A 20,822-nucleotide genomic window follows, 5' to 3' on the forward strand; every position below is an offset into this window, starting at 1 on the left:
GGGATTATCTGCTAACTGCAGGATCGTTCAAGTCTTCTTAAACGATCGGCATTATCACAGTGTGAGGCCTTTTTGTTTAAAGATTCGTATTTATCGATTGATCGCCAAATATGAGCCAGCAGCAATCATTATTCCACCAGCACTTTGATTTAGTCTTTTATGTGCGCGTGGCGTTTTAAGTAAACTCGCCATTCTGCCCGCACCCATCGCAATCAGCATTACACCAGACATCAAAGCAACAAATGCTAAAACGGAAACCAAGACGATATCTTGTGAGCGTAAAACCGTCAAATCAATGAAAGTCGGCAAGAACGAAATATAAAACAGAATCACTTTAGGGTTTGATGCTGAAATCAAAAAGCCTTGCGCGAAACTCGCGAGTTCGGATTTCTGACTCTGTTTGGCGGCGAGTTCAGCTGAGCCTTGCACTTCAGGTAAGATCTTAAACATCTTATAGCCCAAGTAAATCAAATAAGCTGCACCAACGTAGCGAATCACCTCAAACGCAATCGACCAATTCTCGGCAATCGTTGCTAGACCGAAACAGGCAAGCGCAAGGTAAATAAGATCACTGCATATCATACCTAACGAAAGCGTGACGCACTTTCGCCATCCTTGAACCATAGCACGAGCTAAAATGGCAAAGACGCCAGGCCCCGGAGTAATACCAAATACAAACATGGCAATAAAGAATGTAATCGCACTTTCTAATGACATTGGACTGTCCTTTTCTATAACCCAACATAATTGATCATGAACGTATCATGGAGCTTCGATTCTGGTAAAGAACGTTTTTGACTAAGTTCTATTTACACAACTCATGTTTTGAATAAGTGTCGCACGTAATTTACCCACCAGACTTAATTAAACCTAAAACCTAAGTGCTTTTCGTTAGGGCATAAAAAAGGCGAACCTATTGGCTCGCCTTGATCATTTTATTCGTCAGAACCGTTTAGTCATTACGAATAGGTGATAACAGCTCAGGGTTAACCACCAAGTTTCTCACACCGTGGGCGTGATCTTCGTTAAAGTCATTGCCTTCACACCAGCTACCTACTGTCGCGATATTTACTTTCGCGACTTGTGGTCTAACGCTCCATGTTACTTGGAAAGGTGAACCTTGCTCATTGTAACCAGGGCCCGTTGTAGAGCCTGCGTATTGGATCGCTGAGCCAGTATCTTGTGGGATGTTTGGTGCTTGGTGTAAGCCGTTCACTTTTGAATGTTTAGCGAACGCTTCAAAGTCGAGTGCTCTGTCGTCATTCACTAATACGTAAACTTGGGTTTCTACACGCAGTTGCGGGTTGGTAATTGCGTCGTTAAAACAAGCACCCAATGTTTCACCCGGTTCAACTTGCGCCGTTGAATAAACATAGTGAACTTCAATAGTGTCACCCGAATGCAAAGAACCATGCTCGCTCGGACAAACCTTGCTCTCAAATGGTTTCAGCTCAGCAGAACTCAGCTTGCCTGTGTATTTAAAGCCACTCTGGAATCCCTTACCATCACCGTTACCAGCGTATTGAGTAAACTCGCCGCCTTTATGCTCAGCATTTTTATGGAAGTGAATATTACATAAGTTCATCGCTGTTGAATCAGGGGCATCCGAGAACAGCCTGGTATTGGTTCCTTCTAATGAACCCAAATCTCGTGGGGCTTGCGGGCCAAAACCTTGTCCTTGGGTATTTTCAGAAAGCTTAGCTCTTTGTTCTGCGATAACACCATCTGATACAGACTCATGGCTCGCGTCTGATGCATTTGCATGAGCTGACAACATCACCAATGCGGCACTTAAAAACACACTCTTATTCTTCATTTTTCTTCCCTAGAATATTGATAACTAAACCTAAACCGACATAACAGCAAACATCTTACTATGCTCGTAAGTGAATATAAGACTTGTCTTTGTAAGATTAGATTTCATTACTTACTTTGGGATGAGTATTAGAACCCTTGATACATATAACAAGTCAAACAGGGTAAATTCGGCGACTCCCTTCCAGAACTAATAATTTCCTATTTTCGTTAACCGTCGCCTGACTCAGCGCTCAGATAAGTGAGCACGATTCTTAGGAAGAATGGTGGCCAGATTTAGAAGATCAAAAAAGGCGAACCATCTGGCTCGCCTTCACGTTTCATTCTATCTATTAGGTTGTGGTTCTAAGTTAACGATTTAACCGTTACCGGTGGCAAATATCCCAAACGTCATGACGTTCAATGCATCTGTCACGCCCTCTAGTGATTTAATCACCGTCTTAGTCGGTTTATTATGACGAATAAAATAGCTTCCGATGCCTTTTTCACCGCCACTCTTAGCATCGCTTTCAGTTGTTTCTGTCGCTTCTATTTGAGAAGGCTCCACTGATTCTGGCTCTGCATTGGCGTGAGCTATCGTGTCTTTATTTGAATCAAGGTTAGTGAGTGGTTGATGATTAACGATTGAATCATGGGAAGAATCAACGCTGGTCTCAGCGTTTGTATCCTTTGAAGTCTCGAGATTACTCTCTCCCTCTATACTTTTCGACATAGCGTCTTCGTTGCTCAATGTCTCGTCGTCTAGCTGATGATTACTCGTTGAAGAACAGGCTGTTAAGAAGAACAGGCTAACGATGAATATGAGTAAGTTTCTCATCATAATGATAAAGCACGAATTAATAAAACATTGTTCGATTGTATTTTATTTGGCTGACGACATCCAGTGATAAGCGGAGTAAACACGAACAGTCACGGTCTTGAAGAGTAAACAAAAGCGTACGGGTTTAGTGCTTAAGAATAATAATTCGAGAGCTCAATTAGGTTGCCCGCCGCTTATCATCTGAAAGGTGGTGTCAGTTAGGCTTGGGGATTCACACGCTATAAGCTTAATCTTTACTGGAACACAGTTCAGAGATTCGGTCACACATGGCTTGGTTGACTGCGAAGTGGGTGTTGAGGAATGCTAGTTGGGCAAGTGCCGATTCAGCGGTGCGCTCGTAGCCTTGGGTAAAGGTTGGTAGCAATTGGGCAAACTTAGGGAAGCGTGCTTCTAGCCTTCTATCCGACATAAATTCATCAACGAATTCAGGCTCAGACTGTTCAGTTTGATCCACAAGATCGATCAAACGATCGAGTGCGTAAGATTGAACGAACCGACTGCCCGACAGCTTTTCGCCTCGGTTATAACGAGACATACCCACATAAAGATTGGTTAGAGCCTCACCAATGATCCAATCTTGGGAATTAGTGTCTGTCTCCCCTTTTATTGGTGAAACACAACACTGTGTATCAAATTCATGTTGCTGCCAAACAATACGCCCTTCAGCAAACGGAATGTGCGCTAACTCGTGGGGTTCAAACACTGCAAACTCACAAAAGATTCCGTCAGCGTACAGAACTTTATAGCCATCGACGGTATTTCTCACTGCGTAGTCGATTGAGTGAATATCAGATAGCCAATGCAAACTGTCTAAGAAATACTGCTTGTGCCCTGTTTGCACTATTGCGAAAAAATCGACATCTGAATACTGATCAAGTCGTTCTGTTTCAATACCTACTGAGCCCAATCCCAGCAAAGCATGAGCCTTACCCGATGCTTCCAAAGACTCCCCAATCGCATCTAAACGCTGGAGTAATTTTTCTGGTGTGTTTATGTGTCTTGTCTGTATCACTTTGTCCGTCTGCATTGCTCAATCCCTATCAAGTTGAATGCCACTCAACCTAACTGATAGTTAGAACATCTAAGAAGCTTAATTTATAAAATGTGTGTTTTGGATAACGATCTGTGCAAGTTATTGTTTGAATTAAGGTGGGATTTAGAGGTGAGAAAGAGTGTGTACAAGCTATAAACAACACTCTTCTATCATGACTTATCTTTTTAGCAGCTCATATTTGCAACAACGTTGACACCATGCTCACGAAGTTTGCTTTTCTTCCAAGCTCTCGCGTCTGCCGACATATGAACAGAGACAGTAAAGCCCAATTTTGCACTCATGATACCGATCGACATGCCTAGATTACCTGTGGAGCCTACCGCAATGCTGTATTGTTGGAAGAAGTCACGGAATTCAGGTTCGAGCAACTTACTGTAGTCATCGCTCTCACACAGTAACCCGGCTTCAATCGCAAGCTTCTCGGCATGCGCTAGTACTTCATAAATACCACCGCGAGCTTTGATTGAGCCTGAAATTGGCAAATGGCTGTCTTTTTTCATCATCAAACGCCCTTTTATAGGCTGCTGATAATGTGCTCCCAATGCTGATTTCATAGATGGAATGTCAATAAGCTCAGACTCGATGATGCCATTGGTCGCTTGAGTTTCAGGAAACGCCTTGGCTAGATAAGGAGCAAACCTTTGTAGCCTCATGCTCGCATCGTGAATATCTTGTTCGCCTAATCCCACATAAAGCAAACCGCGCTCCAGAGTCGTCACATTTGGGTTAAACCAAACCACTTCTTCCAATGCAATCAATTGTTGAAGCAGTGGGAAGTCCGAGATGAGCTTGTCGATATTTAATACAGTCATGGGTGACTTTTCTGGCTAAGCGCGTACTGCGCAGGTTCAATCATTAGTAAACCTATTTAAACGGTATTTGTGTAATCATTCAATGATCTGTAGGCTAGCCTGTCTTCTCATAAGCAAACAGTAGAACAACCTATGAGCGCCTCTCTTCGTAATAGCATTTTCGTGATGTTAGGGATTCTATTCCTAGCACTTAACCTTCGTGGGCCTTTTACGAGCTTGGCTCCTGTGCTTTCTCAGGTTATGGAAGGCCTCAACCTTACGTCATCGGCTGCAGGCTTCTTAACAGCTTTGCCACTGTTAACTTTTGCCTTATTCTCACCATTAGTCACCAAGATATCCCAACGAATTGGTCTAGAGCCTAGCCTGTTATTAGGCTTAGTTCTGATCACTACGGGTATTACACTGCGCTCTGCTGGGTTAACCCCAACCTTGTATATCGGCACGGTGATGATCGGGCTTGGTATCGCGATTGGTAATGTGTTGTTGCCTGTAGTAGTGAAAGTTAGCTTCCCGACACGCATCGCTACTGTGACTTCTCTGTACATCTTTACGATGGGCATCGGGTCGACGTTAGGCTCAAGTTTGATGGTGCCGTTTTCAAATCTAACCTTATTTACGATCACGGGTTGGCAATTAGCGCTGTTAATGAACTTGGTATTTCCAATATTAGCTTTGATGATCTGGTTGCCTAAAATCAGAAAACGCTCATCTTCGGCCAGCAATAACAAGCAACAAGACAAACCTCTGCCGATGAAACAGATGATTAAAAGCGGCGTAGCGTGGCAAGTAACGTTAGCGCTTGGGCTTAACTCATTTACCTTCTACTCTTTGGCTGGCTGGTTGCCACAGATCTTGAACGACCTTGACTACAGCGAAATCGATGCAGGCTACATTTATGGATTTTTGCAGTTTTCGACTATGGTTCCAGGGCTGCTGTTACTGCCATTCTTAGCCAAAAGTGACAATCAACAATGGCTCATCACTCTGTGTGCATCGAGTGTATTTATTGGATTGATTGGTCTTCTGTATTTGCCTGAGTTTGCGATTTTTTGGGTGGGACTGTTCGGATTAGCCAACTGCTCGACGTTTATTATCGCGCTCTCTTTTGTTGGCTTGCGTACATCGAATAGCAGCCAAGCCGCATCATTGTCGGGTATGGCTCAGGGAATCGGTTATGCGTTGGCAGCCACTGGTCCAACGCTGGTGGGTAAGCTTCATGCCCAGACAGATTCTTGGAGTGTGCCGATTCTGCTGATCGCATCTGTTGCCTTTGCGTGTACGATTTTCGCGGCATTGGCAGCACGAGATAAGAAAGTAAGCGTTTAGGCCAAACAGAATGATTATGGCGTCGCGACTTTATTTGCTCGCGACTCTATGGCTGACGACGGTTTTGATGTATTCACTTGGCGACAAACCAAACTTGCCTTTAAAGCGCTGACTAAAACGCCCTTCCGATTGGTAACCGCAAGACTGAGCCAACATCGCCACGTTCTGTTGTCCGTTTTGCATCAGATAAAGCGCGTGACTCAAGCGAACTTCAGCTAATACCTCACGATATTGCATACCTTCCAGTTTGAGTTTTCGAATCAGCGTCGCTCGGCTCATCGCAAAACGCTCCGCCACCGACTCTAATGGATGTTTCTCATCTGGTGAATGTGAAAGGTAATGGCTGAGCTTTTGGCTAAACGAGACGTTGGCACTGACAAACAATAGATGCATCACCCCTTTTTCAGCTAATTGCTGGTACAAGCCCTGCAACCAAAACTGTTGAGTCTCTTTGCTCATGCTCTGTGTATCAAAAGAGAACAGAGCATTGAGTGAGTCTTGTAAGTTTCGATCCGCTTTTACTGTAGGCAGTCCCAGATCATTCGACCGTTCCTCACTTAAATCAAGCATCGCCTGAGAAGGTTGGAATTGAAAGCTGAACACTCGCGACAAGAAGCGCCCTTTGTGGGGCATGTTCTCAAAACTTAGTGAAGCTGATGCCTCACACAACAACAGCTCAGAATGTGAGAGCTCTGCCGCTGAATCTTTCCAAAACAGGCGCTTACTGCCTGTAATAATCTGAATGATACTAGGGGATAGAATCCTCACATTACGCAGTTTTTGTAACTGCTCTGCACGAAAGATCGTCACTTGATATTGATGATTCATCTCATCCCCTTGTTTACTTATTATGTACGTGTATAAGCTTTAACGTACATAAGCTATTAACGTGTATAAGCTTTAACGTACATAAGCTATTAACGTGTATAAGTTGCGGTCAGTTTAGCTTTGTCTAAAGCCATGCTGTTCAACGTAAATCCAACCACAGCCGACGGCGTATTTTCGTCGAGGTTAAGTTTGTCCGTTGGTAATGCCCAAACCGTGAACTGGTAACGGTGCATACCATCTTTTTCTGGAGGACAAACGCCACCGTAGCCAACTGTACCGTAATCAATGCGACCTTCTTTGCCACCGACTTTAGAGATGTCGACACCGCGAGGTAGCTCGTTCACAGTTGCAGGGATATCAAACGCAACCCAATGCCAGAAGCCACTTTCAGTCGGTGCATCTGGATCATAAGCTGTGATAGCAAAGCTTTTGGTACCTGCTGGTGCATCTTTCCACATCAATTGTGGTGATTGATTATCGCCGTCACAACCCCAACTAGAGTATTCAAAAGTCTTTGCCATTGGGTGACCTTCTTGAATATCGTTGCTGGTTAATTCGAACGCATGAGCAGAGCCTGTAGCCAAAATACTGATTGCCAATACTGATTTGATGATGAGTTTCATGATGGTTCCTCTTATTAGGTATGAGCCCAGTATAGTCCCCTCATTTCGCCCAATAATGACAGTAAGTACACAATTATCTATTTTATTTCAAATAAATGATACTTACTGTATTTGTACTTTATTATTTAAAAGCATGACCCACTCGACAATTTGTTGTTAAAAGAACACTTGTTGACATTCAGGTTACAAATCGCGCCCAAAACTCTTTAGACTCGCCCCACGACTTTTAACGAGAATGATTGGATGCGCAGGTTTACATTAGCTCTTTGCTTGATCTTTTGGCTCCCAACCCTAGTCAATGCCCAAAGTTTGCAAGATAAGTGGCAAACTCTGTATCAACTGAGCTGGCAATCATCCCCACTCTTAGTATCTCAACAAGAGTTGGCTCAGTATCCGAAAGTTCTGCTCCATGAAAATAGCCGCTATCCTGATTTCAACCAATTCAGTTGGGACGACATCGCAGCGTTAGCGTCAATACAAGATCACTGCCAAGCGATTGAAAGCAGTAACCCTTCATTACATGAAGCCATCGAGTTCGAGCTCGCTCTGTGTCAGCAACAAACATTGGATTCGATTTGGTTTGCAGCACACTCCAAACGTCACCCTGCCGGTGGCAGCTTTGCTGGTCGTTATTTAGCCGCTTACCCAGATGTGACCGAGCAGATACGCCCATTTTTGAGTCTTACCAACCCTCAGCACCCTTTATATAACAAACTAGAAAGCCTAAGTGCACAAGGCAGAGAAGCACTGCTCAATGGATACCGCGCTTGGCAACAAGATGATGTGCTTTGGTTAAGTGGCGAACAAGGCTGGAAAGCTATTCCCTTAGATGTTTGGCAACCTATCGCAGAGCAACAAGAGGTATCTTTGGCAGGTGAAACCTGTACTTTTCGTTACAGTAACGTGTGCTTAAACGAGCCTAGCAATGACAATCTGATCATGAAAACGTTGATCTTTACATTGCTGCTAACGTTGCTTTCCGGGCTCGCTAGAGTCTTATACCTAAGAACAAAACAACGAAAAGAGAGGCAGTTCGTTTTACAGCTTCTTACTCATGAACTGCGCACGCCTATTACTAGCCTAGGCTTAACCGTCGAAATGTTTAGAAATCGCTACGATGACTTTTCTGATGAAACTCAAAGTGCGGTTTGGCGTTTAATATCTGACTATCAAAGGCTTTCTCAGCTCACCGAAAACAGCAAAGTGTACCTAAGTTCGGATCAGTCAGAGCCTTTGTTGAAGCAAAACGCTTCATTAGAAGAGTGGCTCGATCATGTCTGTGAAAAGCACAATATTTCTTATCAATGTGAAGCGCGTGAAGTTGAACTGAACCTTCCCTATTACTGGCTAACCATCTGCTTGGATAATCTAATCAAGAATGCCAAACAACATGGTAAAGGTGAGGTTTTGGTAAAGGTCGAACTCGGTGACAAGCTGACGATTGAGGTACAAGACGAGGGGCACTTCCCTTCACCGATACAACGGCTCATGTCTGGTGTCACGCCAAGTGAAACGCACGAACTGGATAACATGGGCATTGGCCTGACTATTGTCGAGCACTTGATGAAGCAAGCGAATGGCCGCCTCATTATTCTTCGTAACCCAACCCGATGTATTTTGGAAATTGCTTATGAACACCCTACTGCTGATTGAAGACGACCAACTGCTTGGACAAGGCCTCGTCAGCTTCTTTGAATCCAATGGTTACCAATGCCTTTGGGCGAAGGATTCAGAGAATGCCAGTAAGAAATGGTTTCGAGCCGATCTTGTGATACTGGATCGACAGCTTGAAGATGGGGACAGCTTGCAACACCTTCCAAACTGGTTGCTCCTCAAAGCGCTGCCTGTGATTGTGTTGACCGCTAAAGTAGAAGTTCAACAACGTGTTGAAGGTTTAATGGCGGGTGCCAAAGACTATGTGACTAAACCATTTTCGAACGACGAATTACTCGCTCGAGTCATTACCCAGCTACGTCCGTTAGGTGTGAGCCTCTTAACTTACGCAAATATCCAAATCAACTTGTCGGAACGGATCGCTTATCTGGATGAAAGCCCTGTAACACTAAAACCTAAAGCGTTTCAGCTATTGGTACTGTTTGTTCAGAACCAAAGTCGTGTGTTTCACCGAGATGAATTACTCAATAAGATTTGGGGATATCAGGCTTTTCCTAGTACCCGAACTATTGATAATCACATACTGCGCTTACGCCAGAAGCTGCCAACATTGAATATAGAAACACATCGTGGCGTTGATTACCGCTTGGCCGGGGAATCATAATGAAAGTTACTTCGTTAACCGCACTGATCTACACATTGCCGCTCGCAAGTCATGCGGCATGGTTTACCGACACGCCATTGCAGCACACCTATCAATCTCTACTTGATGACCAACCTCAAGTTGCGTGGCAAGAGCTGCAAATCGCACTCGATCACAAATCACTCGATAGTGAGCTTTGGCTGCCAGTCAAACAAGAGATCCTGAGCCAGACTCAATGTGGAACCTTACTCAAACAAAGTGCTGAGCCAAAACACCACATCCAAGTCAGCTTCATTCGACGCTATGGCCTGTCGTCGCACGGTTATCAAATCAAAGTCTCTGCCGAGCAACTCAGCAAAGGCTCAGAAACTCAAACTCTTTCTTTGGTATCGCCTAAAGGTAAAGTCCTTCTCGATGGACAACTCGCTTCCAATAATGAGTATCAAGAGATTGAAACCAATGAAATGTTCATCAAACCCGAATCTGGTGTTTATCAACTAAAGATAGGTTCAAATCACTACCCTATTATTGTCGCTTTAAATAACAGTAATCGATGGCTGACGCTCGAAAGTAAACTCAGCGAACCACATATCGTGCTCTCGCCTCCAAAGGTGATCGACAACTGCCCCGACGCTAACGTGAGTTGGCAATGGTTTGATGAAAACTACAACCTGCTGGGTTACAAAGTGCCAATCAAAACAGCGCAAGCACCCGTTCCCACAGAAAGTCCACTTGGAACCAAAGCCAAGCACTTGAGTGCTTCGGTTGAAATGTTTGAATACCAAGGCGCTATTGAAGTCCAATATGTGCAGCGCGTCGCCGTGCCTTTCTAATGGAAAACCACTAAAGCCAAACAGAAAATAGAGACATATAGGTGACAAAGCACTAGCGCTACTTAGGTGTAATAACCGTAGTTACCCTTTACGGAATCTAAATATGCTCAGCGTACGTCACCCACTCAATCTTTCTAATTTTGCCATTGTGGCTTTAACAACAGCTTGTCTGTTTTCATCCAACGCACAAGCGAGCCAAATAACGCTCACCAGTAACAACAATACCGTCGCTACCTCATCGAATACTTTAGAGGTCGATTGGAACGGCTTAAGCGTTAACAGTGCTGCTCTCACCGTTGATAGCCAACCACAGAAAGCGACCAATCTGGTCATTGGCTTTTCCGATAAAGCTGACTCAGCAAAAATCGCCACTTGGACCTTAGTACCCAGTGGAATAAACGTTAAGGCAGAGCTTAATCAAGACCAGCTCACTTTTCAGTTCAGCTTACCTTCAAATATACAGGTGAAACGAAACAAACCCATCGAATTGGCGTGGTTTGATCTTGCCGAACAACAAACTCAGACACTATTTCTTCCGTTTAGTGAAGGTATGCGCGTGCCTACTGACAACAAGCTTTGGGCAAGTTATCTCGTCGGTAACCATTCTGGAAGTAACACTACTCAAGACTTGAAGATGCCTTTTTGGACAGTACAGCAAAACAATCATTTCATTAGCTATCAAATGGTTAATGCAACCAACAATCAACTGCTCTTTTCAGATGCATCCTCTAATGCTTCCTCAAATACAAAAACCAAAATTGATATGAAGGCAGCACACCAATTTACGATGCTCAATCAGTCACAACCTTTTCTTGTTCGTATCACCCTCGGAGACTCGTGGTTAGATGGTGCCAAACAATACCGAGATTGGCGCATCAATAATGACCAGTCTGATACGCTTGTAGCAAAGCAAAAGCGCAACCCAGATGTGACTAAGTTGATCGGCGCGAGCCACGTTTACCTATTTGGCAAAGACCCATTAAGCATCCAAGATGTGAGTGACTGGTGGGGATTGAAAACATGGTATCTAGAGGGCTCTAAACTAAGCGTTTCTGCGGAAGCGAAAAGAGAGCTATCGTCACTCTCCAAGGGGAAAGATTGGTTCAGTCAGTACCACAAACAACTATTGTTGGACTCTATTATCCAGTCATTGCAGGTGTTATATCCTGTTGGTAATCCGACACTCGAAGACAACACGATTAAAGCGCAATACAAAGCAGCACAGGATAAGAAGAACTGGTTGCTAAAGCACGCTTCCCCGTACCTAAACTCGTCAGATACTTGGGGACAAGCGTTGTCTTCAGACATGGTCGCTAATCTAAATAAGGCAGGTTTAAAAAAACTGTGGCTAGGATTCGACAATTGGATGCCAGCATTCTATCAACCTAACGCTGTGGGTCTGGCAAAACAGTCCGGATATCTGGTCGGTACTTACGATTCCTACAACACCGCAATTCCTGCGAAGCTCAATGACAACTGGCTAACCGCTCAATTACCAGAGCCGATGCGTCAAAGTTGTGCGATTGAACTAGCGGATGGGAGTTTGAAAAAAGGATTTCGTGGAAACGGCTTTTACTTAAACCCGAACTGCCATTTAGAATACGTAAAACAGCGTGCTCAAGACATTATGAGATTCGGCAACTTCAACAGCTTGTTCTTAGATGTTGATGCAACCGCCATGGCACGTGAAGATTACCGCGTCTCTATAGACAGTAATGGCAATACAAACGACGAATCAGACATGCTTTCTGCGTTCAACAACCGAATGAAGTGGCTTAGCGAGCAACCTTCGTTAGTATTAGGCTCTGAAGACGGCAACAGCCTAACAACAAAAGGCATCGCGTTTTCACACGGCTTAGAAACGGTTGGTTTTGGTTGGACAGACAAAGACATGAAAGAGAACCGCCAATCTCCCTATTACTTAGGTCGTTGGTACCCAGACCACAAGCCCGACTTCTTCTTTAAGCCGGCCGAGGTTAAAGAGCCCTACAAGTCGCTACTATTTTCGCCACAATATCGAATTCCACTTTACCAAGCCGTTTTCCATGATGAAGCAATCAATACGCACCATTGGCATTCAGACAGCCTTAAGTTCACTAATGTACAAGCAGAACGTGACTTAACCGCCATGCTGTACAACACACCACCGATGGTTCACTTGACCAGAGATGAAGCTTTATCAAGTTCAAGCCAGAGAATCAAAGCACTCAAACACTATCAAGATGGCTTTGAACCAATGCACGAACAGTTATGGGATAAACAGTTAGTCGATTCCGAATGGTTAGATAAGAGCGGCGATGTTCAACAAACTGAGTTCAGTGACGGGAGTAAGATCATTGCTAACTTTTCTAACAAGGCATTTCGTTACAACGGTGTCGATATTGCTGCCCTATCGGTCAAAGCTATATTGGCGAATGGGCAAGTCGTCGACTGGCAGCCCGATCATAGTTAGCTTCGATACGGTTTAGACAATAACGAATAATAGGAAGCCTAAGCACTTAACCGCTAAGGTTTTCCCCGTTACTTTTGCTTCCTATTTTGAAAGGCAGTCAGTAGATAGTCGATAAAGACCTTTTTACGTTTCGGCATCAACTGCCTGTCTGCATACACTAGGCTTACTGAAACTTCTGGCATCTCATATTCAGTTAACAGACGAATCAGCTTACCTGTCTTAAAGTGTTCCCGACAAATGAATTCAGGAAGCACCGCCAAGCCGAGCCCATCCACACACGCTGTTAGGCATGCCGTGATGGTATTCACCCGCAACTGACACGGTAGATCGATCAAAATCGACTCTCCGCCTTCTAATTGTAAATGCCACTTGGGTAGACGCGCGGCCTTGTTCACCACCTCAATCATTCTGAATGGCGGTTCAAGATCATCGGGTGAAGAGACGTCATCGAACTGCTCTAAATACTCAGGGCTGGCTGCCAATACACGCTTTGATGTTGTGAGGTAGCGAGAAACCAAGCTCGAGTCCACTAGCTCACCAATTTGTGCGTAAAGATCGATCCCCTCCGCAATGATGTCGACTTCTCGATTCGACAGTTCTAAGTTCAAAGTCACGTTTGGGTGCTCTTTTAGGAAGCTGTGGATGTATTTAGCTAATACTTGATGCCCCAATTCGACAGGCAACACAACATTTAACTGCCCTCGGATCAAATCCTGATTGGCTGAAACCTCTAGCTCAGCTTGGTTCATGATCTCTTGCATCTGCATGCTCGACTGATAAAAGCGCTCACCCTCTCGTTAAGACTAAACTTCGTGTCGAACGAGTGATCAACCTCACACCTAGATGCTGTTCCAGCTCGTCTAGCTTTCGGCTGACGGTCGACTTGGTCATGTTCAATGCTTCAGCTGCGTGCGTGAAACTCCCACAATCAACAACTTGTGTAAAAACAGTCACAGCATTTAAGTCCATCGTACTTCTCCCAGAGCGCCATTAGTTAGATTTTTGCAACAGTGTTTCCCTTTTTTCCTATCTTATCAATCAATCGAATTCATTTACAATTCGTTACATCTAAATAAAAACAAAATGAGAAAGAAAAAATGACAGAGAACAACAACGCTTCGCAAACAGTAAGCACAAAAAAACGTAAAAAAGCTCCGCTTATTGCTACTGCGATCATGCTGTCATTGGGTTTAGCCGGTGCTGGATACTGGTACGGCTATGGCCAGTACTTTGAATCTACCGACAATGCCTACCTACAAGGCGACATCACGAATATTAGCCCTAAGATCTCTGGCTATATTGTTAAGTCTTATGTGAGTGATAACCAATCGGTTAAAGAAGGTGATTTGCTGGTTCAAATCGATGACCGTGATTACCAGTCAGCACTCGCTCAAGCAAACGCCCATTTAAGCGTCGTGCAATCAGACGTCAAAAATCTAGTGGCACAACAAACGTTACAACGTAGCAAGATCAATCAAGCAGAAAGCCGCGTTGATTCTGCACAAGTTGAATACGAACGCGCGATTCAACAAGTGGTACGTTCTCGTAGCTTACTAAAGCGTAACTACGCGTCTCAAGATGAAGTCGATAGCATGGTTGCACAACAAAAAGTAACTCAGGCAGATTTAGAAGAAGCAAAAGCAAACCTCGTTGCAACCAATGACCAATTAACCGTTATCGCTAGTGAGATTGAGCAAGCAAATGCATCCGTGACCGAAGCTCAAGCCCAGAGAGATCAAGCACAGCTTAACCTTGATTACACCAAAGTTTACGCGCCAGCAGATGGCGTGATTGGTAAACGCAGCGTACGTGAAGGCTTGCTGATTCAAGCAGGCGCACCACTGATGAGCTTGGTACCAAACAACCAAGTGTGGATTGAAGCCAACTTCAAAGAGACACAGCTAAGTGGTATTCACAAAGGTCAGACGGTTGAAGTAGAGCTGGATGCGTTCCCGGGGCAGCCTCTTGAAGGTGTGGTAGACAGTTTCTCCCCTGCGACTGGCGCTAAATTTGCGCTCCTACCACCAGAAAACGCGACCGGTAACTTCACTAAAATCGTTCAACGTGTACCGGTTAAAATTACTATTCCAGATCAGCAAGAGTTGAAAGGTCGACTGCTTCCTGGTTTGTCTGTGGTAGCGACCATCGATAAACGAGGCTAGACCATGAGTAACGCTGGTGTTGTCACCCAAACAAATGATGATGACGAGGTTTCGAGACGCCATTGGATCGCCCTATTTGGCGGCTTGATTGGCGCGTTTATGGCGATCTTGGATATTCAGATCACCAACTCGTCTCTCAAAGATATTCAAGGTGCGCTATCAGCCACCTTGGATGAAAGCTCGTGGATCTCTACGTCTTACCTAGTCGCAGAGATGATCGCTATCCCACTCAGTGGTTGGCTTTCTAAAGCGCTCGGTAAACGCCGTTATATCACGTGGACGACAGCCATTTTCACCATTTCATCTTTGTTGTGTTCGTTCTCTTGGAACATGACCTCGATGATCGTTTTCCGCGCGATGCAAGGCTTCAGTGGTGGTGCTCTAATCCCGCTTGCTTTCTCGCTGGTGATTCAGTTATTGCCGGTCAACAAGCGTGCTGTGGGTATGGCACTGTTTGGTGTAACCGCGACCTTTGCTCCATCGATTGGCCCTACCTTTGGTGGCTGGCTGACGGAGAACTTCTCGTGGCACTATATTTTCTACATCAATATTCCGCCAGCTTTGCTTGTGATCACCATGATCCGATATGGCTTGGACGATGAAAAGCTCGACCTTGGCACGCTGAAAAAAGCCGATTGGTTTGGTATCGCCACCATGGCATTAGGGCTAGGTTGTTTGGAAGTGGTGTTAGAAGAAGGTAACCGTGAAGAGTGGTTCAGTTCGAGCTTTATTATTGGCTTGAGTATCGTGTCGGCGGTGAGTTTGGTTTACTTCGTGATAAACGAACTCCAACACAAGAAGCCATTGGTTAACCTGCGGCTATTGCGGGATGGGCAATTTGCGATGTCTTGTATCGCCTATTTGATTCTAGGAATGGCATTGCTCGGCTCTATCTATGTTCTACCGATGTATCTCACTCAAATTCAGCAATATAACGCGATGGAAATTGGTGAAGTGCTAATGTGGATGGGTTTCCCACAGCTTCTGATATTCCCAATTGTGCCAAAGCTAACACAGATCATTAAGCCTAAGTACTTGGTTACCTTTGGCTTCGCGATGTTCGGTTTTAGTTGTTACGTAAATACACACATGACAATCGATTTTGGCGGGCAACAGCTGATTTTATCTATGGTTCTGCGTGCTATTGGTAGTCCGTTCATCATGGTTCCGCTGTCTTTGGTTGCCATGAAGAACATCAGCAAAATGGACACGCCAGACGCATCAACGTTAACCAACGTAATGCGGAACTTAGGGGGCGCTTTCAGCATCGCGATTATCGCTACGCTATTGGAAAACAAAACCCGTGAGCACTTAGCACACATCAAGGAGTCGCTACCTTCAGTGAGTCAACTTGGTTGGCAGACGCTTCAGCAACAACAAGCGTTTTTCATTCAGTCAGGAAGTGATGCCGCAACTGCGATGCAACAAGCACAAGCAAGTTTGCTCGGCACAATGCAACGTGAAGCAGCCATCATGGCTTACAACGATGTGTTCTTAATGATGACGGCGTTCTTGGCTCTAGCGGCAGTATTGATTCTAAACATGCGTGATTAACGCTAGAGTTTCGGTAAATAAAACTTCAAGCAAAGAACAACATTTCGAATAAAAACTCGAACAATAAAACAGAGAGGTGAGCTTATCGGCTTGCCTCTTTTTTATTTCTAAAACACGTATAACCCCACTAAAATCAGGTAAAAGTCACCTGCGTTTGAAGGCTTTCATAAATGTTATCTAATACTCTTTAATTACCAATAGTTTATTGAGTGTTTGTATGTGATATAGGCACCTTGACAATGTGCAACTTGACACCTAAATTAAAAAATAACATTTGGTATTAAGGAAAATGGATTTGACCTTACCAACAGACCTTCGAATTTTGATCGTCGACGACTCTAAAAGCGCAACAATACTTATTAAGCAGCAACTGGCTAGTTTGGGAGTTTCGCGCGACTGTATTTTTATTGCGACCGACTATCGAAAAGCCATTAAAGCGGTCGAGACACACTCTTTTCATGTACTCCTCATTGACTACCACTTAGAACAGTCTTTTACTGGCTTTGAGCTGTTGGGCATTCTGTATCGAAACCGCCTCATCGATCATACTGTGGCGACAATCTTGCTCTCTGGGGATATGCGTCAGGAAACAGTATTAACCGCCCTTTCAGGTGAAGCACACCACTTCGTTTCTAAACCGATTAATACTCAAACGTTGGGTAAAAAGATCCAAAGTGCCGTGTCCGTTTCAAAGAAACTCACCCAACTGAATGATTTGTATCCCATTGCCAGTCAAGAGAGATTAGCTCAAGCTTTGGCGATCTCCCCTAATGGTACTAGCGTTCAGTTCGAAGCGACATTGATTGAACATTTAATTGCAGGTAAGAAATGGCAGTTACTCTCTAGCGTCATTAACAACTCCAAAACCAACATGCACCCAACCAAATTGGTGGCTGAGGCGCTGATTCTCGACAGCTTAGGCAAGCCAAATTTAGCCATAGATAAGCTCCACAATTTTCTAATAGCACAGCCACTCTCATTGAGCGTGATTGACTGCTTAAGCTGTATCTATGAAAAACATAAAATGCTGCTGCCTGCTCTTAAATTAGCGATTCGTGCATTTGAGATGACTCCCAGCATCAGCCATCGTGCAATCAGGGCCATCGACTTAGCTGAGAACGCAGATAACACACATATGATCATAAAGTTAGGTGAGATGTATGCAACCCACATTTCAGCTGCTGACATTGATGTCATCCATTCCATTGGTGCGCACTTTAATTCCTTAAAAGCAACGTATCAGCGCGAGACGCAACTAAAGTACAAACGTATTTTGCTTGAGCACGCCAACCAATTCACCGAGTTGGTAAACCTGAAACTTCCGGTAAAACAACAGCAGCAAGTTTTGGCCAGCCTTGCCCTATTTCAGAGCAGCATATTGCTCATCGAAAATAGCCCTCAGATTGCCCACAAAAAAGTGATTAGAGCTTCGACACTGTTAGCGAACAATTTCCACAGCCAACCGACTTATTTGCTCACTCAGTTATTACCCATGCTCGCCCACTTTGGTGAGTACTCTCTTTATCATTTAACAGTGGAATGTCTCAAATCTCGTGGAGAAGCCATAAATCACCAACTTGAGTCCAAAAATGTCGACCCTTCAACGTGTATAAACATTGAAAATTTGGGTTCGATCCAAGAAATAAAGGACTACATTCACAGTTACCCATATTCAGTTGCCGCCAAACTTGACTATATATACGCCGTCAATAAAGCTCATATAGATGAGAAACTTAGCGACGACTATCTAGAAGAAATCTTACAGTTAGAACTTCCTCCAAAATGGAATCAATGGATTAGTGATTCATCAAGGTATGGTTTTTCCACTAAGCCGCCTAGCCCATTTTCAACATTCAGCCGACAGGAGTCCACATGCTAGACTTTGATGCTTTAAACGCCTATTTAGACAATGACAGAGACGTCATTTACGCCGTTTTGTCTACATATCAAGAAGACCATGGCAATTCGCTACAAGAGATCGAAGAGTTGGTTCAACAACAAGATTGGGGCAAGCTTCATTTTACCGTGCACACCTTAAAAGGCATTTTAGCCAGCTTTGGTGAAGAAACGGCCACAGTTGCATTGGAAAGAGTAGAACAAAACACACTCAATAAGCTTGCGCCGCAAGATGATGATCTTTCGGTTATCTACAGCGAAATGAAGATCATTAATCAGCAAATCGATGAGGTTCTTAGCACTTATTAGTCGATAGAATTAAAACGTGCATGGCGATACTTAACAGCCGACACAGCTAAAAGAGTTGAGGTGCTTGGAAACATTGAACCTCGACTCTTAACATTTTTCTCATCATTTCTCCTCTCAATTATAGTTCTAACCCACACCTATAAATTCACGTCATTTATCTAGATAAACCGATGTATAACACATGCTTTATAAACTATCCGTCTTAATGTTTTAAACGAAAAACCAACACACTTGATGAGATGCAAAATAGTTAAATATTTGTAGATCTTTTTGTGACATAAACATACGAAATTGCATTTTATTTATTGGTAAAGAAGAAATTGTTATCTACACTCTAATGAAACCAAGCGTTAATCACTTGGTGGCATAATAAAAAAACTAAAACGTTCAGTCGGCTAGATAAGGACAAGGAAATGAACAACGATAGTTTTGCTGCGTTTCAGGGGCTCACGGATGAAACACCCATTACCGAATCATTTTCTACCAGTGCAGACCCTTATGCTCATTATCTGAAAGATATTGTTGGCATTGATCTGCTGTCGCGTGAAGATGAGGTGTATTACGCAAAATTGAATCGCGCGGGTGAGAAAAAAGCGCGTGATGTAATGATCGAATCAAACCTGCGCCTTGTTGTGAAAATCGCAAAGAGTTACCTAAAACGTAAAGGCAATAATTTCACCCTGCTCGACCTGATCGAGGAAGGCAACATTGGCTTGATTAAGGCCATCGACAAATACGATCCAGAACCAGGCTATCGTTTTTCAACCTATGCTGTTTGGTGGATCCGCGAAAACATTGAAGCCGCACTCATGAACACGGGTCGAACCGTTCGATTGCCAGCCCACGTGTGTAAAGAAATAAACAGCCTCGCCTCAAAAAAGCTCGATGCAAGCAAAAAAATGAGTAAAGAGGTTTCAATTTCTGAGCTATCAGACAGTTCAGGTGTAAAGGCCGAACGCGTCGATCAACTGGTGGCGTTAAGCGGGTTTATTGACGTGACGACAACGGTTGGAACTAGCCATGCGCCTATGGTGCTTGATCAATGCGAAAGTGAATATATCCCAGACCCTCAACAAGATTGTGAGGATCAATCCTTTACCCAAGCTCTAGAACAAATCATCTATACACTTCCTCCAAAATTACAAAAGGTGCTCATCCACCGTTTTGGTTTCTTTGATAACAAGGTGAAAACGCTGTCTGAGGTCGGACAAATGTTGGATGTGAATGTTTCTAATGAACGTGTTAGACAAATGCAGAAAGAAGCGGTCGAAAGAATTCAAAAACGACTCAAATTTGATGGTTGGGTGTAAGTCGTAACCCAGTTGAGAATTAGTTGAAAATAACGTTAAGCCAAAACAAAGACCTTTAGGGTGAGCCTCCAAGCTTGCCCTTTTTGTTTGCTGATTCGTTAGAAAAATAAAAAGATCGTAAGCACACGAACCCTAAGTCGCTAATCCCTAATGCCTAATGAAAAATGCCTAATGAAAAATGACAAATGACAAATGACAAATGCCACACCATTAACTTACCTTAAAGAAGTGACTCGCTCACTGCGCAAAATGAGATAATTGATATAAGTGGTTTCAAGACAATCTTGTTCCCACACTGATAAAATCCGTTTAGCCGCAAAATAATAATCTTTGTTTCTCAACAACATCCCAACGGTGCGGCTAAGCTTTTCAAATCGAACGTGATCGCTCGCAAAGATGTAGTCATCGTCACTTTCAATAATGGGCGCTAAACCATCAGCAAACCAATTATTCAATATTTCTCGCATCTCTAATTCAGACTCAGGCACATCCACACTCGACAACTCTCGATGTTGAGGCGGTGGCACTATGTACTTCGACGCTTGCGGTGAACTGACATAACGATACATGTCGTCCCTCCTGTCTAACGGACCCTTCTAATAATTAAGGACATATTTACCTGTTCTCAAGTTTATTTAGCGAAACAAAAAAATAAATAAAAAAAAGCCATGTATCAATAACTCTACATGGCTTTAATGAGGGCAACTTTACGCTGCCCTATCTACTTGTCGGTTTAGACTAAATGTCGGTTCAGACTAAAACCAAGCCCTC

At 43.8% G+C, this 20,822-nt stretch carries 17 protein-coding genes and 2 pseudogenes; 10 read left to right on the forward strand and 9 right to left on the reverse strand.

Annotated features, from left to right (window positions below):
• Nucleotides 1–90: 90 nt before the first annotated feature.
• The 5 genes and pseudogenes from ACED46_RS15350 to ACED46_RS15370 all read right to left on the reverse strand — a co-directional run.
• Nucleotides 91–717, reverse strand: coding sequence for a LysE family translocator (locus ACED46_RS15350; RefSeq protein WP_371721820.1), 627 nt, complete (start codon nt 715–717; stop codon nt 91–93).
• Between the two features lie 235 nt (nt 718–952).
• Entirely contained in the window at nt 953–1,816 is an 864-nt protein-coding gene (locus ACED46_RS15355) for a delta-class carbonic anhydrase (RefSeq protein WP_371721821.1), read from the reverse strand.
• A gap of 357 nt (nt 1,817–2,173) precedes the next feature.
• Nucleotides 2,174–2,635 (reverse strand): hypothetical protein, encoded by a 462-nt coding sequence (locus tag ACED46_RS15360; RefSeq protein WP_029235242.1) that lies wholly within the window; start codon nt 2,633–2,635, stop codon nt 2,174–2,176.
• Nucleotides 2,636–2,861: 226 nt separating this feature from the next.
• Complete coding sequence (locus ACED46_RS15365) at nt 2,862–3,662, reverse strand: hypothetical protein (RefSeq protein WP_065583740.1); 801 nt, start codon at nt 3,660–3,662, stop codon at nt 2,862–2,864.
• A 209-nt stretch (nt 3,663–3,871) separates the two neighbouring features.
• Nucleotides 3,872–4,501: pseudogene (locus ACED46_RS15370) on the reverse strand (D-serine ammonia-lyase); the annotation flags it as partial.
• Between the two features lie 132 nt (nt 4,502–4,633).
• Between ACED46_RS15370 and ACED46_RS15375 the strand changes: the two are divergent.
• The gene (locus tag ACED46_RS15375; RefSeq protein WP_371721822.1) at nt 4,634–5,827 is read left to right on the forward strand and encodes an MFS transporter; all 1,194 of its coding nucleotides are present in this window, start codon (nt 4,634–4,636) and stop codon (nt 5,825–5,827) included.
• Nucleotides 5,828–5,857: 30 nt separating this feature from the next.
• Here ACED46_RS15375 and ACED46_RS15380 read toward each other — a convergent pair whose 3' ends face one another.
• Both ACED46_RS15380 and ACED46_RS15385 read right to left on the reverse strand, forming a co-directional pair.
• Nucleotides 5,858–6,655 carry a helix-turn-helix transcriptional regulator gene (locus ACED46_RS15380; protein WP_371721823.1) on the reverse strand — a complete coding sequence of 266 codons (798 nt, stop codon included), beginning with the start codon at nt 6,653–6,655 and terminating at the stop codon, nt 5,858–5,860.
• An 89-nt stretch (nt 6,656–6,744) separates the two neighbouring features.
• Complete coding sequence (locus tag ACED46_RS15385) at nt 6,745–7,278, reverse strand: YbhB/YbcL family Raf kinase inhibitor-like protein (protein ID WP_017060498.1); 534 nt, start codon at nt 7,276–7,278, stop codon at nt 6,745–6,747.
• Nucleotides 7,279–7,521: 243 nt separating this feature from the next.
• Between ACED46_RS15385 and ACED46_RS15390 the strand changes: the two genes are divergently transcribed.
• The 4 genes from ACED46_RS15390 (at nt 7,522) to ACED46_RS15405 (ending at nt 12,820) form a co-directional block, all read left to right on the forward strand.
• Entirely contained in the window at nt 7,522–8,931 is a 1,410-nt protein-coding gene (locus ACED46_RS15390) for a DUF3404 domain-containing protein (protein ID WP_017066450.1), read from the forward strand.
• Nucleotides 8,909–9,556 carry a response regulator transcription factor gene (locus ACED46_RS15395; RefSeq protein WP_371721824.1) on the forward strand — a complete coding sequence of 216 codons (648 nt, stop codon included), beginning with the start codon at nt 8,909–8,911 and terminating at the stop codon, nt 9,554–9,556. The genes ACED46_RS15390 and ACED46_RS15395 overlap by 23 nt, the downstream gene beginning before the upstream one ends.
• Complete coding sequence (locus ACED46_RS15400; protein WP_017060501.1) at nt 9,556–10,368, forward strand: DUF2861 family protein; 813 nt, start codon at nt 9,556–9,558, stop codon at nt 10,366–10,368. The genes ACED46_RS15395 and ACED46_RS15400 overlap by 1 nt, the downstream gene beginning before the upstream one ends.
• A 103-nt stretch (nt 10,369–10,471) precedes the next feature.
• On the forward strand, nt 10,472–12,820 hold the full coding sequence (locus ACED46_RS15405; protein WP_371721825.1) for a glycoside hydrolase: 2,349 nt from the start codon (nt 10,472–10,474) through the stop codon (nt 12,818–12,820).
• Nucleotides 12,821–12,888: 68 nt separating this feature from the next.
• Here the strand turns inward: ACED46_RS15405 and ACED46_RS15410 are convergent.
• Nucleotides 12,889–13,789, reverse strand: a pseudogene (locus tag ACED46_RS15410) (LysR substrate-binding domain-containing protein).
• Between the two features lie 128 nt (nt 13,790–13,917).
• On the opposite strand from ACED46_RS15410, the gene ACED46_RS15415 reads away from it, so the two are divergent.
• The 5 genes from ACED46_RS15415 to ACED46_RS15435 all read left to right on the forward strand — a co-directional run bounded on the left by ACED46_RS15415 (nt 13,918) and on the right by ACED46_RS15435 (nt 20,051).
• Nucleotides 13,918–14,982 (forward strand): HlyD family secretion protein, encoded by a 1,065-nt coding sequence (locus ACED46_RS15415; RefSeq protein WP_371721826.1) that lies wholly within the window; start codon nt 13,918–13,920, stop codon nt 14,980–14,982.
• 3 nt (nt 14,983–14,985) lie between these two features.
• Nucleotides 14,986–16,536 carry a DHA2 family efflux MFS transporter permease subunit gene (locus ACED46_RS15420; protein ID WP_371721827.1) on the forward strand — a complete coding sequence of 517 codons (1,551 nt, stop codon included), beginning with the start codon at nt 14,986–14,988 and terminating at the stop codon, nt 16,534–16,536.
• A 289-nt stretch (nt 16,537–16,825) separates the two neighbouring features.
• Nucleotides 16,826–18,415 carry a response regulator gene (locus ACED46_RS15425; protein WP_017064673.1) on the forward strand — a complete coding sequence of 530 codons (1,590 nt, stop codon included), beginning with the start codon at nt 16,826–16,828 and terminating at the stop codon, nt 18,413–18,415.
• Nucleotides 18,409–18,741: an Hpt domain-containing protein gene (locus ACED46_RS15430; protein ID WP_017060508.1), complete on the forward strand. Its 333-nt coding sequence runs from the start codon at nt 18,409–18,411 to the stop codon at nt 18,739–18,741. The genes ACED46_RS15425 and ACED46_RS15430 overlap by 7 nt, the downstream gene beginning before the upstream one ends.
• Before the next feature lie 413 nt (nt 18,742–19,154).
• Nucleotides 19,155–20,051, forward strand: coding sequence for an RNA polymerase sigma factor RpoD/SigA (locus tag ACED46_RS15435; protein ID WP_229647550.1), 897 nt, complete (start codon nt 19,155–19,157; stop codon nt 20,049–20,051).
• 215 nt (nt 20,052–20,266) lie between these two features.
• On the opposite strand, the gene ACED46_RS15440 is transcribed toward ACED46_RS15435, so the two are convergent.
• Entirely contained in the window at nt 20,267–20,620 is a 354-nt protein-coding gene (locus tag ACED46_RS15440) for a hypothetical protein (RefSeq protein ID WP_371721828.1), read from the reverse strand.
• Nucleotides 20,621–20,822: the final 202 nt, after the last annotated feature.

This window comes from Vibrio sp. 1S139, assembly GCF_041439475.1.
GTDB classification, from domain to species: domain Bacteria; phylum Pseudomonadota; class Gammaproteobacteria; order Enterobacterales; family Vibrionaceae; genus Vibrio; species Vibrio crassostreae_C.